The organism is Streptomyces sp. NPDC025618, from assembly GCF_055558795.1.
Window position 1 is genome coordinate 210,558 of the sequence record NZ_JBVHLW010000003.1, and the last position, 12,098, is coordinate 222,655.

Annotated in this window: 12 protein-coding genes; 8 read left to right on the plus strand and 4 right to left on the minus strand. The window is 72.9% G+C overall.

The window, feature by feature from the left end:
* The first annotated feature begins 48 nt into the window (after positions 1 to 48).
* Entirely contained in the window at positions 49 to 723 is a 675-nt protein-coding gene (locus tag ACZ4A5_RS04920; protein WP_467578478.1) for a ScbR family autoregulator-binding transcription factor, read from the plus strand.
* Between the two features lie 5 nt (positions 724 to 728).
* Here ACZ4A5_RS04920 and ACZ4A5_RS04925 read toward each other — a convergent pair whose 3' ends face one another.
* Positions 729 to 1,298 carry a TetR/AcrR family transcriptional regulator gene (locus ACZ4A5_RS04925; RefSeq protein WP_467578480.1) on the minus strand — a complete coding sequence of 190 codons (570 nt, stop codon included), beginning with the start codon at positions 1,296 to 1,298 and terminating at the stop codon, positions 729 to 731.
* Between the two features lie 44 nt (positions 1,299 to 1,342).
* Positions 1,343 to 1,525 carry a hypothetical protein gene (locus tag ACZ4A5_RS04930; RefSeq protein ID WP_467578482.1) on the minus strand — a complete coding sequence of 61 codons (183 nt, stop codon included), beginning with the start codon at positions 1,523 to 1,525 and terminating at the stop codon, positions 1,343 to 1,345.
* A 272-nt stretch (positions 1,526 to 1,797) separates the two neighbouring features.
* Between ACZ4A5_RS04930 and ACZ4A5_RS04935 the strand changes: the two genes are divergently transcribed.
* The 5 genes from ACZ4A5_RS04935 to ACZ4A5_RS04955 all read left to right on the plus strand — a co-directional run bounded on the left by ACZ4A5_RS04935 (position 1,798) and on the right by ACZ4A5_RS04955 (position 5,633).
* Positions 1,798 to 2,511, plus strand: a complete 714-nt coding sequence (locus tag ACZ4A5_RS04935) for a DsbA family oxidoreductase (RefSeq protein WP_467578484.1) — start codon at positions 1,798 to 1,800, stop codon at positions 2,509 to 2,511.
* A 115-nt stretch (positions 2,512 to 2,626) separates the two neighbouring features.
* Positions 2,627 to 3,025 carry a rodlin gene (locus ACZ4A5_RS04940; protein WP_467578486.1) on the plus strand — a complete coding sequence of 133 codons (399 nt, stop codon included), beginning with the start codon at positions 2,627 to 2,629 and terminating at the stop codon, positions 3,023 to 3,025.
* A 226-nt stretch (positions 3,026 to 3,251) separates the two neighbouring features.
* Positions 3,252 to 3,698, plus strand: a complete 447-nt coding sequence (locus ACZ4A5_RS04945; RefSeq protein WP_467578488.1) for a rodlin — start codon at positions 3,252 to 3,254, stop codon at positions 3,696 to 3,698.
* Positions 3,699 to 3,909: 211 nt separating this feature from the next.
* A complete protein-coding gene (locus ACZ4A5_RS04950) occupies positions 3,910 to 4,605 on the plus strand; it encodes a hypothetical protein (RefSeq protein WP_467578490.1) in 696 nt (231 codons plus the stop codon).
* Between the two features lie 158 nt (positions 4,606 to 4,763).
* A complete protein-coding gene (locus ACZ4A5_RS04955) occupies positions 4,764 to 5,633 on the plus strand; it encodes a methyltransferase domain-containing protein (RefSeq protein ID WP_467578492.1) in 870 nt (289 codons plus the stop codon).
* A 45-nt stretch (positions 5,634 to 5,678) separates the two neighbouring features.
* Here ACZ4A5_RS04955 and ACZ4A5_RS04960 read toward each other — a convergent pair whose 3' ends face one another.
* A complete protein-coding gene (locus ACZ4A5_RS04960) occupies positions 5,679 to 6,098 on the minus strand; it encodes a hypothetical protein (protein ID WP_467578494.1) in 420 nt (139 codons plus the stop codon).
* Positions 6,099 to 6,219: 121 nt separating this feature from the next.
* On the opposite strand from ACZ4A5_RS04960, the gene ACZ4A5_RS04965 reads away from it, so the two are divergent.
* Entirely contained in the window at positions 6,220 to 8,313 is a 2,094-nt protein-coding gene (locus ACZ4A5_RS04965) for a hypothetical protein (protein ID WP_467578496.1), read from the plus strand.
* Here the strand turns inward: ACZ4A5_RS04965 and ACZ4A5_RS04970 are convergent.
* Positions 8,301 to 9,920: a translation initiation factor 2 gene (locus tag ACZ4A5_RS04970; RefSeq protein ID WP_467578498.1), complete on the minus strand. Its 1,620-nt coding sequence runs from the start codon at positions 9,918 to 9,920 to the stop codon at positions 8,301 to 8,303. The genes ACZ4A5_RS04965 and ACZ4A5_RS04970 overlap by 13 nt on opposite strands.
* A 338-nt stretch (positions 9,921 to 10,258) precedes the next feature.
* Here ACZ4A5_RS04970 and ACZ4A5_RS04975 point away from each other — a divergent pair, with 338 nt between their 5' ends.
* On the plus strand, positions 10,259 to 12,091 hold the full coding sequence (locus ACZ4A5_RS04975; protein ID WP_467578500.1) for a type IV secretory system conjugative DNA transfer family protein: 1,833 nt from the start codon (positions 10,259 to 10,261) through the stop codon (positions 12,089 to 12,091).
* Positions 12,092 to 12,098 lie beyond the last annotated feature (7 nt).

Genomic DNA, 12,098 nt, shown 5'->3' on the forward strand with positions numbered 1-12,098 from the left:
CCGCTCAGGACGCGGCACGCGGGTCCCTCAGCGATGCGGAGGCGTACCGTGGCAAAGCAGGACCGTGCGATAAGAACGCGGCGGACCATCCTGGAAGCGGCCGCGGTGGTGTTCGACGAGCGGGGCTATGACGCCGCCACGATCAGCGAGATCCTCGCCCGCGCCGAAGTGACCAAGGGCGCGCTCTACTTCCACTTCGCCTCCAAGGAGGACCTGGCCCGCGCCGTCGTCCAGACCCGGATGTCCGTCACGGCGCTGCGCCCCGAACTGCCGCGCTCCTCCAAGATGCAGGAGCTGGTCGACATCGGGCTGATCTTCACCCACCGGCTGCTGGTGGACCCGGTGCTGCGGGGCTGCGTGCGGCTGTCCATCGAGCACAGCGCGACGGCGCCGGACCGCGACGCCCGCTTCGACGACTGGACCCAGCTGCACACCCGCACCCTGATGGAGGGCAAGGAGCGCGGCGAGGTGCTGCCGCACGTCCTGCCGTCGGAGGTCGCCGAGCTGATCGTCGCCGCGTACGGCGGCATCAACGCCCTCTCGCAGACGGTCTGCGGCCGCGCCGACCTGGAGCGGCGGGCCATCGTGCTCTATGAGCACCTGATGCCCGGCGTGGCCGTGCCCGCGGTGCTCGCCCGGCTCGACATCGCCCCCGGCCGGGGCGCCCGCGCGCTGGCGGAGCTGGAGCGGCAGCGCACGGCCGCCCCGGCCGGGGTCGCCTGAAAGTGTCAATCGGTGGGGGTGCCGAGGGTGTCCAGCGCGACCTTGAGGAGCGCCTGCCGCTTCTCCTCGTCCGTGCCGCCGAGCTGGTCCAGCGTGAAGGCCCCGAAGTGGACGGTCAGCAGGGCGCTGGCGACGCGGACGTGGGTGTCGAAGTCGATGTCCCCGGCGTGCATCAGCCGGCAGATGGCCTCCACGCGGTCGTTCAGCGTGCGCCCGACGGCCAGGTCGCGCAGGGTCGCCTGGTTCTCCTGGAGGATGTGGTAGATCGGCTTGGCCGACTTCAGGGCCGCGCTGTAGCGGGTCATCAGCTCCCGCCGGGTCTCGGGCGTGGGCGGCTGTTCCGCGGCCCAGGCGATGAGTTCGTCGACCGGGCGGCCGAGGTCTTCGGAGATCGCGGTGAGGATGTCCTCCTTCGTCTTGAAGTGGTAGTACAGCGCTGCCTTGGTGACGCCGAGCTCCTCGGCGATCTCCCGCAGCGACGTCTTCTCGTAACCACGTGAGACGAAGAGGTCCAGGGCCGTTTTCTGGATGCGCTCACGGGTGTCGCTCCTGCGCGCCTGAGGGGTGCTGCCCATGGTCTCTCCTGCTGTTGTCGTGAAGCTGCCGCCCTCAGCCGAACCTACTTGACGCCCGGCAAGTCGGCAGCCTGTCCTCGCGGTCCCACCGCGCCCGTCCGCACATGGCCGACCGGGCCGGGCCGCCGTCGCACACGCTGGGCGGGCGTGGAGATCATGCCGCAGGAAAGCTCCGCGACGGGGTCGGTGACGGCGACCGCGACACCACCGGCACGCAATGCGTACATTGTCGTCGGCTCCGTGGTCTCCGCCCCTTCCCTCAATCCCCCGCCGCCGCTCCGCACTTGCCCGACCTGGTGCGCGCGGGCACGGTGCGGCGCGCAGGTGACGCGGCGGGCGGACCGGTGGCCGGAGCGGCGCTCGTGACCGCCGGGGCTCCGGGAAGGGTCCCAACGGGCGTCCGGGCCGGGCGACGAGGCCCTCAAAACCATACTTGACGCCCGGCAAGTTACTGATCTACGTTCCTGTTCAATGGCTCGGCGGTATGGAAAATTGGCGCTTGGGGGTCCCGGTGGTGAAGGCGGACATGGTCCTGGACGTCATCTGCGTCCACTCCTACATCGGCTTTACCCGCCTTCGCCGGGCGGCCGGGCGGCTGCGCGCCACGGGCCGGGAGGTCGAGCTGACGTTCCGTCCGTACGAGCTCGCGCCGGCCGCGCCCAATGTGGCGCAGCCGCTGGTGCCGGTGCTCCAGCGCCTCTTCGGGCCGTACGCCGAGACCGAGATGGCCCGCGCGCGGAGCCAAGCGGCCCGTGAGGGGCTGGAGTTGGACTACGGCCGGGCGGTCGTCGGCAACACCTTCGCCGCCCATCTGCTCATCGCCCGCGCGCAGGCGCGGGGCCGCGCCGAGGCGATGGTGGAGCGGCTCTTCCGCGCGCACTTCACCGACGGGCTCCACATCGGCGACCCCGGAGTGCTGCGCGCCCTGGCCGAGGAGTGCGGCCTGGAGACGACCGGAGGCACATCCGGACCGGACGGTTTTCTCCGTCGGTTTCCGGGCGGCGGTACGACGCCGTACGAGGAGCCGGACGCCGAGGCCCTGCGCGAGGAGCTGGACCGGCTGCGCCGCCATGGCGTCACCGGGGTGCCGCTCTTCCGCATCCGTGACCGCGTGCTGTGCGGCCCGCAGACGGAACGCGCGCTCTACGAAGCCCTGTCGGCGGCCCGGCCGGTCATAAAAGTGCCGGTAATACGTCCCGCGATGTGCCAGTAATACGTGCGGCGAGCCCACTGGCGCGAATGAGTGAAAGCCCGGAACCTCTCCAATAGGCCGGAGTTATTCAGAACGCTTTCCCAGTGGGGGCGCTACACGATCGAAAGGCATAGACGTGCTCAAGAAGGTAATGGCCACGGCCGCGATGACGGCTTCCGCGGTCGGCTCCCTCGCCGGCCCCGCGCTGGCGATCGGCAACGACCAGGACGTCGCGAACGGCAACGCAGCCAGGACCGGCTATGGGAACACCAAGACCGGGGGCGTCGAAAGCCCGCAGATGAGCCTGATCCAGGGCACGCTCAACAAGCCCTGCCTGGGTATCGGCAAGCTGGGTATCCAGTCCGTACTGGCCCTCATCAACATCGGCGTCCAGGACGTTCCGATCCTGACCTCGCAGCAGCAGCAGCAGTGCACCGACAACTCCACGATCAACGACGGGGACGACCCGCTGTCGCACATCCTCGACGAGATCCCGGTCCTGTCGGGCAACGGCTCCGGCAACGGCGGCCTGTAGGCCCCCCGGACGGCACCGGACGCAGGAGAAAAGCCCTCTCTGTCGCGGGTGTGCGGGCCCCGCGGCAGGGGGGCTTTTCGTTGCGGTTCCCGATGCGCGGCACCACGCGCTTTTATTCTGATAGGGCCGCGTGGTGGGCTGAAGGAGTGAAGCCGAATAACCTCCGCAGGAATTTCGAGTTAGCCAGGGCGCTCCCGTAAGTCGTCGACCAGAGCGAAGGAATAGCGTGATCAAGAAAGTAGTGGCCACCACGGTGCTCGTGGCTTCCGCGGCCGGCGTCTCCACCGCCCCGGCGATGGCGGTGGGCAATGGACACGACGTCTCCAACGCGAACGGCGCGGGCCAGATGTACGGCAACACCTGGACCGGCGGCTATATGAGCCCCCAGATGGGGCTGATCAACGGCTCGCTCAACAAGCCCTGCCTCGGCATCGGCAAGCTCGGCGCACAGTCGCTCATCGGCCTGCTCAACATCGGCCTCCAGGACATCCCGATCCTGTCCTCGCAGCAGCAGCAGCAGTGCACCGAGAACTCCACGATCCAGGACGGGGACGACCCGCTGTCGCACATCCTGGACGAGATCCCGATCCTGTCCGACAACGGTTCTTTCAACGGTGACCACGAAGGCCATGGCCACGGCCACGAAGGTCACGGCGGTCACCACGGTCACTGACCCGGCCACCACCTGATCGAAGCCGCCCCCGGGCCGACCCGGGGGCGGCTTTCGGCGTGTACGGGTCGGTGTCCGCGTCGAAAGCGCGGGCCGGCCACGCCGCGCGCGGGCGATGCCCGGCGGCCGGTGCCCAGGACTGCCGCGCGGTGACGGCCGGGCCGCGAGAGGCGGCACCGCTGTTCCGGGCCGCCCGTGCGCCATAATCGCGATCATGCTGCCCGAGATGCCCCCGCCCCCTCCGGAAGGGCTGCACCGGCGGCTGTCGGCCGATGTGGTGGCAGCCTGCGCCCCGGCGCCGGTCGTGCTCGCCGGGGCCCACGCGGTGCGCGCGCACGGGCTCGGGGGCCGGCCCGGCCGGGACCTGGAGTTCGTCACCGACGCGCCCCGGCCCATGGACGCGATCGCCGCCGCGCTGCGGGCCGGGCTGGCGGAGCGGGGCTGGGAGGTGCGGCCGGTCTCGGCCGGTCCCCTCGCGGTGCGGCTCACCGTGGCCGACCCCACGACCGGCGAGGAGTGCGCCGTCGACCTCCGCAAGGAGACCCTGTGGCGGCCGCCCGTCCCCACGGAGTACGGGCCCGTGCCCGCCGCCCCGGACGTCGTGGGCCTGGAGGTGCGCGCCCTGGCCGACCTCGGGCTCGCCCGCAGCCTCGTCGACGTGCGTGCCGCGGCCGCCCGCTGGTCCCCCGTCGAACTGGAGGAGCTCGGCCGGCGTCACGCCCGCGACGCCGACTTCGACCTCACCGACCTCCAGGCCCGTCTCGCCGGGGCCGAGTGGATCGACGACAGCGAGTTCACCGCCCAGGGCCTGGACGAGGCCGCCGTCGGCGAACTCCGCCACTGGGCCCAGGCGTGGGCCGACGACATCGCGGAGCGGCTCATGGAGGAAGCGGCGTTCGAGGACGAGTGAGACCGGTGGCCTGAACCGTCCGTTCACGCGGGCAGGCGGCCTTGTCCGGCTTCCGGCGGGTGCTGAAGGATCTCCGGGCGAGGGCCGGTGATCCGTGACCGAGCACCGTCATGTCCGGCCCGGCGATCCATCGATGCCGCACTCGAAAGGAACGCACCGTGCCGCAGGAGACGACGACCCCCCAGCTGAAGGTCACCGCCGACGAGGTCGGCGACTGGTACGACAAGTTCGGCGAGGTGTACCACATGACCCTCGGCGAGAGCGTGCACTGCGGCCTGTGGTTCCCGCCGGACGAGCCCCACCCCGCGAGCATGGACCTGGTCGCCCTCTCCTCACAGGCGCAGGACCGCTACACCGACTACCTCATCAGGACCCTCGACCCGCGCCCCGGCGAGCACGTCCTGGACATAGGCTGCGGCACCGGCCGCTCCGCGCTGCGCCTGACCCAGCAGCGCGAGGCCAAGGTGACCGGCGTCTCCGTGAGCAAGGAACAGATCGACCGCGCCAACCGGCTCGCGGCGGCGCACGGCCTGACCGACCGCCTCACCTTCGAGCACGCCGACGCCATGCGGCTCCCGTACGCCGACGAGACCTTCGACCGCGCCTGGGCGGTCGAGAGCATCTGTCACATGGACCGCGCCAAGGCACTCGGCGAGGCGTGGCGGGTGCTGCGCCCCGGCGGTGAGCTCATGGTGCTGGAGTCGGTGGTGACCGACGAGCTCACCGAGGCGGATGTCGCCCTCTTCGAGACGGTGTTCGCCAGCAATCTCCCGCCCCGCCTGCCCGAGTTCTTCGACCTGATCGGCAAGGCCGGCTTCCACACGCTGGAGTTCAAGGACCTGTCGGCCAACCTCGCCATGACCATGAACGTGATGGCGCTGGCCTGCTACGACAAGCGGGAGGAGTTCACCGAGCGCTTCGGCGCGGAGTTCACCGACCACTTGATCGCGAGCCTCCCGGCGGTACGCGACATCCTCGTCCGCAAGACCCGCTTCTTCCTGGCTCTCGTCCGCAAGCCTGCCGCGTAGGCCCGTGTGGGCCCCGGGCCTGCGCGGCCGGGGCCCGCACGCGGTTCAGCGCCGGTCCGCCTGCCCCGGGCCCCGGTGCACGTGAAGGGTGATGCCGGAGAAGTCCCTGCCCTGGAACACCTCGCCCTGCGTCCCGCCGCTGATGTGGTTGTGCACGTCTCCGGCCGTCGTCGCCCGCGTCCGCTGCCACCACTCCTCCAGCAGCGCCCGGAACTCGCCGTCCAGCGCGGCCCGGACGCCCAGCGCGGTGGCCAGCGCCTGGGCCCGCACCGGATCGGCCGGGGCACCCTCCAGGGAGGTGAGCTCCGGCTCGCCCGTGCTCACACCGGGGGGTGTGTCGAGTGCCCCTCCCCGCCCGAACGGGCGCCGCACGAGGGCGGAGAGGCCCTGCCATGCCTGCCGGGCGGCTTCCCCGCCCAGCCCTCCGGCCAGTGCGGTGAGGGCCGCCGCCGTGATCGGGTCCATGGATACGCTCCCTGGGTGGTCGTCGGTTGTAGCCACCATAGAAGCGTGCGACGCACCGGACGCGGCTGTTCCGACGATCCGTCGGCCCGTCAGGCCGACTGACCCACCGTAGAGTTGGCGGATGGCCGAGGAGACGCACAACAGCCTGGACGGGCGCGCGGACGTGGTGGTCCAGGCCGGGCGCATCGAAGCGCTGCATCAGCATCTGCACGGTGTGGCGGCGGCGCCGGAGCGGCCGGTGCCCTTCCAGCTGCCGCCCGCGCTCGCGTACTTCGCGGACCGGCGGGCCGAGCAGGAGCGCATCGCGCGGGCCGCCGAGAGCCACACGGGCGACGGCGCCCCGCTGGTCGTGGCCCTGAGTGGCATCGGCGGGATCGGCAAGACCGCGCTGGGATTCCATGTGGCCCGTCAGCTGGGCCCGCGCTATCCGGACGGTGTGCTGTACGTCGATCTGGACGATCTGCGCCGGGACGGCGTGGTGGAGGTCGCCGATGCCCTCGCGGAGCTGCTGACCGGCCTGGGCGTCAGCGCGGAGTGGCTGGAGCGGTCCTTCTCCGGCCGTCGGAAGCAGTATTGGTCGCTCACCCGCGCCAAGCGGCTCGTCGTGATCATCGACAACGCGCGGTACGGCAGCGAAGCCGTACCGCTGCTCCCGGCGTCCGCGGGCGCCCTGGCGATCGTGACCAGCCACGGGACGCTCTACGACCTCGACGGCACGGCGCCGGTCGAGGTGCCCGTGCACCCGCTCGCCCCACAGGACGCGGCACGGCTCCTCGCGCACATCGTGGACGACCACCGGCTGCCCGCGGAGCCGGAGGCGGCGGCCGCGCTCGTCCGCGGCTGCGGTGGACTGCCCGCGGCGCTGAAGGTGGCCGGGCAGTGGATCCGCAAGTACCGCAGACGCAGCCTGTCCCGGCTGGTCGAGGAGCTGACGGCGGAGCTGCGCGAGAAGGGCGTCCCCATGGTCGAGGCGGTGTGGGACGCGGCGTACGCGGGGCTGGGTCAGGAGGCCGCGCGGCTCTACCGCCTGCTGTCGCTCCACCCCGCGCCGGTCATCACCCCGCCGGCGGCCGCCGCGCTGCTCGGCGCCGGAGAGCGGCGGGCCGTCGACGCGCTGGAGGAGCTGGAGTCGGCGGGGCTGCTGGAGCACCGGCCGGAGGGCTGCCGGATGCACGACCTGCTGCGTGGCCACGCCGACCGCCGTGCGCGCGAGGCCGACCCCGAGGGAGCGGAACGGGCCGAGGCGCGGCGCGCGTTGATCCGCTGGTACCGCCGCCAGGCCGCGCGGGCGGACCGGACGGCGGCCGGTCCGCGCATGACTCTCGCGGAGCTGCCGGGTCCTGTCGCCGGTGTCCCCGACGTCGCGTTCGCCACCAAGCCGGAAGCGCTCAGATGGCTGGAGTCGCAGCGGCTCGCGCTGTACGGCTGCGTCCGGCTGGCCTTCGACAGCGGGCTGTACGAGGACGCGTGGGCGCTGTGCGAACCGCTGTGGACCCACTTCCTCGACCACCCGCACTACGCGGACGTCACGGACGCCTTCGCGACCGGCGTCGCGGCCGCCGATCGCCTGGAACACCTGCCGGCGATGGTCCGGATGCGCTGCCAGCTGGCCCGTCCCCTGTGGGAACAGCAGCGGTACGAGGAAGCCGCCGATCGCCTGCGCCGCGCCTTGAGCGCGTCCGAGGCGCTGGGCGATTCCGGTCCGGAGCGCAAACTGAGGGCCTCGGCCGTGGAGTTCAGCGGCCTGCTGAAGCTCGCCGAGGGCGACCTCGCGGGCGCGACGGCGGACTTCGAGGCTTCCCGGCGGATCCACACGGCGATCGGCAACGCCTACGGCGTGCTCCTCCAGACGCACCTGCTGGGCCGTACCGCCCTGCGTCAGGGCGAGGTCGGGCGGGCGGTCGGCTTGCTGGAGGAAGCGCACCGGATGGCGCGCGAGCAGGAGCGGGAGCGGATGACCGCCCGCACCGGATTCGAGCTCGGCCGGGCGCTGAGGTGCGCGGGGCGGGCGGCGGAAGCCGAGGCCCTGGCACGCGCGGCGCTGGAGAGCGCCCGCGAGCGGGGTTCCACCTCCGACGAGGCGCGCGTCCTGGAGGAACTCGCGGGGCTGGCCGACGAGCGCGGTGCGACGGCCGAGGCGGCCGAACAGCGTGCGCTGGCAGAGCTGTTGGCCGACCGCGCGGGCGGCCTGACCGGCGGTGGTCAGAGCTCGTAGGCGAGGTCCGCCTCGTCCGCCGGGGCCAGGTGCGCCCGGACCGTGAGCGGGCCGGTGTCGCAGAGGAGCGTCACCGGGGGCGTCACCTGCGGCGCCTCGGCCAGCCAGGCGTGGACCGCGGAGACGACGGCGGCCGGGTCGGCGCGCAGGACGCGGCCGGCGGCCACGCGCGGTTCGACGCGGACGCTGAGCGGACCGGCCGAGCGGTGCCGGACCAGGACCCGCTCCGGGGTGAGGAGCGCGGCCGCGGTCCGGCACGCCGGGGCGTCGTCCAGGATCCGCTCGGTCCACCCGGCCGCTGTCCACGCGCTGCTGTGCGGTGCCGGTGCGGCGCTCCGGGCCCGGCGCCACAGCACCGCGGCGGTCTGCGTGTGGCGGGTGTCCGCTTCCGGGAGTTCGGCGGCCAGATGGCGTACGGCCTCGGAGGTGTACGGGGGGAAGCGCTCGACGCCGATCCGGCGCCCGGAGACCTGGGTGCGTACGGCGAAGGCCGCGGGACGGCGGGGCGCGGTGGCCGGGCGGGGGAGCGGGTGCGGGGCCACGGGGGCCGTCGGCGGCCGGATGCCCAGCAGTCGGTAGAGCTCGCTCCGGAGCCGGCGCAGGGACTGGCCCTGCCGGGCGAAGGCCGCGTCCGCGAAACGCCGGGTGTCCCGCGCTACCGCCGCCCGGAGTGCGGCCGGCAGGCTCTCCGCGAGCGGGGGCGCCGACGCCAGCATGTCCGCCATGGGGCTGCCGGGGATCAGCTCGCTCCCGCCGTCGTAGGCACCGATGACGGGGCGGCCGAGAGCGGCCGCGTAGAGGGCGGTGGAGCCGTGGTCGGTGACCACCGCGTCGGCCGCGACGAGGAGCGCGGCCCACTCCTCGTGCGGACCGGCCAGGACCAGGCCCGCCGCGAGGGCCGGGGCCAGCCGGCGGGCGATGTCGAAGGGGCCGGTGCGGCTGTGTTCGTTGGGGTGGAGGATCAGGCCCAGCTGATAGGCGTCGTGCGGCAGCCGGCCGAGGAGTTCGCGCGGCAGGTCCGGCCGGCGGGCCAGCAGTGACTCCGGGCCCCAGGTGGAGGTGAGCACGATGAGCCGCCGTTCGCCCGTACCGAGGGCGGCGCGGTAGCCCTCCCGGTGGGCGAGCGAGCCGAGCAGCCGGTCCAGGGTCGGATCGCCCACCACGGAGGCCCGCGCGGCGGCCGCGGGGCAGTGCTCGGTGAGGCGGTCGAGCTGCTCGCCGTGCGCCAGCGCGTGCAGATCGGCCCAGGGTTCGCCGTCGGCGAGCAGGTAATGGGGGTCCAGGCCGGAGGGGAGGTGGGGCGAACCCTCGTCCCTGAGGGCCTTGTTGAAGCCCGCGCCGTGCGGCATCACCACCCGGGGGCCGGACAGGACCCGCAGCGCGCCCTTCGGGCTCGCGGTCAGTATGAGGTCGTGCTCGCGGGCGCGAGCCTGCTCCCAGCCGACCGTCCGAGCGCCGGACCGCTCCAGGGCCGCGAGGGCGTCCACGTCGAACGCCGACCCCGGTACGAGCGTGAACCGGACGGCGATGCGCTCGTCACCCTCGAAGACGGGGAGCGCGTCGAGAAGCCGGTGCAGGGCGCCCGCCGAACGCACGGCGATGAGCACTGTCCGGCTGTCCGGCTGTCCGGCTGTCCGGCTGTCCGGCTGTCCGGCTGTCCGGCTGTCCGGCTGTCCGGCTGTCCGGCTGTCCGGCTGTCCGGAAACTGTGGATTCTACCTGAAATGCCGCTGTTGGGGCCGGTGTTGTCCTTGCTGGACCGGGCGAATTCGTCGAGGGCCTCCTGCGGCATGCAGCCGATCGTACCGGCGGGGGAACGCGGGCCCCCGGGGCGTCCGGCCGTCCGCTCCCGTAGGCCAGGCCCAGACCTTTGACCTGGGGCTTTCGCGCGATACGGGGGTGTTACCGTCAGGGACCTTGAACGCAGGTGAGAACGGGGGCCGCGCGTGGCGAACGCACGGGAATCGGGGCGGAAGCGGGAAAAAGGAGCGGGGCCCCAGGGCGAGATAGCCCTGGCGAAGGGCGTCGCCCTCGTGGTGGGGCTCTTCGCCACCTGGCATCTGGCCCTGGTGGCCACCGCCGACGGCATGGCCGTGTCGGACGTCGCCTCGACCGTCAAGGCACTCGCCCTGCACCGGCCGTTGGACGGCCTGGGCGAGGACGGCATCCACGCCGCCTCGCCCGCCGTCACCGTCTGCGTCTGGCTGGTCTTCATCGCCGTACCCATCGCCCTGATCACGCTGGCCGTACGCGCCCGTCGGCGGCGCGCCCGCGGCGCCGGCGGCGAGGGCCTGGCCTCCGCCGTCGAGGCCCGCCACAACCTCGGCGAGGCACGCGCCCGGGCCGCCGCCGCGCAGACCCGCGCCACCAGCTTCTCCGGCAAGGACGGCCGCTACGACCCGAAGGCCGTCGCCCGCGCCGAACTGCGCGAGTTCGGCTGGCGGATGGGCCGGCAGCTCGGCAGCAGACAGCCGCTCGTCGCCACGCCTGAGGACTCGATCGCGGTCATCGCGCCCTCCGGCGGCGGTAAGTCCCGCAACGTCGTCATCCCGGCCTGCCTCGACGCGCCCGGCCCGCTCGTCGTCACCTCGACGCGCGCCGACGTCCTCGACGTCATCGCCCAGCCGCGCTCCCGGCAGGGCAAGGTGTGGGTCTTCGACCCGCTCGACACGGTCGGCTGGCCGGAGCGCATGGTGTGGGACCCGGTGGCCGGCTGCCAGGACGGCGAGACCGCCACGTCGCGCGCGCTGTCCTTCTCCGTCGGCATGGGCGCGGACGACGGTTCGTCCACCAACGCCGGCTTCTTCCAGCAGACGGCCTCCTCCGCGCTGACCCGCCTGCTGCACGCGGCCGCGCTGGAGGGGCGCACCATCGAGCATGTGCTGCGCTGGGCCACCAACCTGGAGAAGGCGAGCGAGCCCCGCGCCATCCTCACCGACCACCCCGGCGCCGAACCCGGCTGGGACGTCCTGCTGCGGTCCGTCTCGACGGGCGCCGACGAGACCGTCGCCTCCACCCGGCAGACCCTCGCCGCGCAGATCGAGCCCCTCGCGCTGCGCAAGGTGCTGCGCTGCGTGACCCCTCAGGAAGGCGTGCCGGTCTTCGACGCGGACCGCTTCGTCGCCTCCCGCGACACGCTCGTCCTCATCAGCGACTCCAACGCCTCGACCAATGTCTCGCCGCTGACCACCATGCTGCTCGGCGAGGTCGTCGACGCGGCCAAGCGCCGCGCGCCGCGGACGCCTTCGGGCCGGCTCGACCCCTTCCTGCGCCTGGTGCTGGACGAGGTCGCGAACGTCGCCCCGCTCCCCAAGCTCCCCTCGCTCGCCTCCGACGCGCGCGGCTACGGCATCCACCTCGTCTACGCCCTCCAGTCCCTCGCCCAGGCCGGACTGCGCTGGGGCGACAAGGAGGCCGCCACCCTCCTCGACAACGCCGCCGCGTCCCTGGTGATGGGCGGCCTCAAGGACATCGAGGCCCTGCGCCGCTTCTCCGAGCTGATCGGCGAGACCGAGCTGGCCGAGCTCTCCACCTCCCGGGACACCCAGCGCCTCTTCGGCTACACCACGTCCGAGGTCAAGCGCGAACGCCGCATCCTGCGCCCCGAGGAGATCCGCCAGCTCCCGCACGGCCAGGCCCTGCTCCTCTTCCGCGGCGCGCCGGGCGTCATCGTCGAGCTGGAGCCGTGGGACCAGAGCCGCGACGGGCAGGCGCTGCGCGCAGGTGAGCTGGCGACCCGCGCGGCGCGCATCGGCCCGACGCCGCTCGAACAGCTCTAGGAGCACA

What these genes read in the sequence shown, in the direction of transcription:
- ACZ4A5_RS04965 (WP_467578496.1), top strand. Translation starts at nt 6,220, where the DNA reads ATGGCCGAGGAGACGCACAACAGCCTGGACGGGCGCGCGGACGTGGTG.
- ACZ4A5_RS04960 (WP_467578494.1), bottom strand. Translation starts at nt 6,098, where the DNA reads ATGGACCCGATCACGGCGGCGGCCCTCACCGCACTGGCCGGAGGGCTG.
- ACZ4A5_RS04950 (WP_467578490.1), top strand. Translation starts at nt 3,910, where the DNA reads ATGCTGCCCGAGATGCCCCCGCCCCCTCCGGAAGGGCTGCACCGGCGG.
- ACZ4A5_RS04930 (WP_467578482.1), bottom strand. Translation starts at nt 1,525, where the DNA reads ATGTACGCATTGCGTGCCGGTGGTGTCGCGGTCGCCGTCACCGACCCC.
- ACZ4A5_RS04925 (WP_467578480.1), bottom strand. Translation starts at nt 1,298, where the DNA reads ATGGGCAGCACCCCTCAGGCGCGCAGGAGCGACACCCGTGAGCGCATC.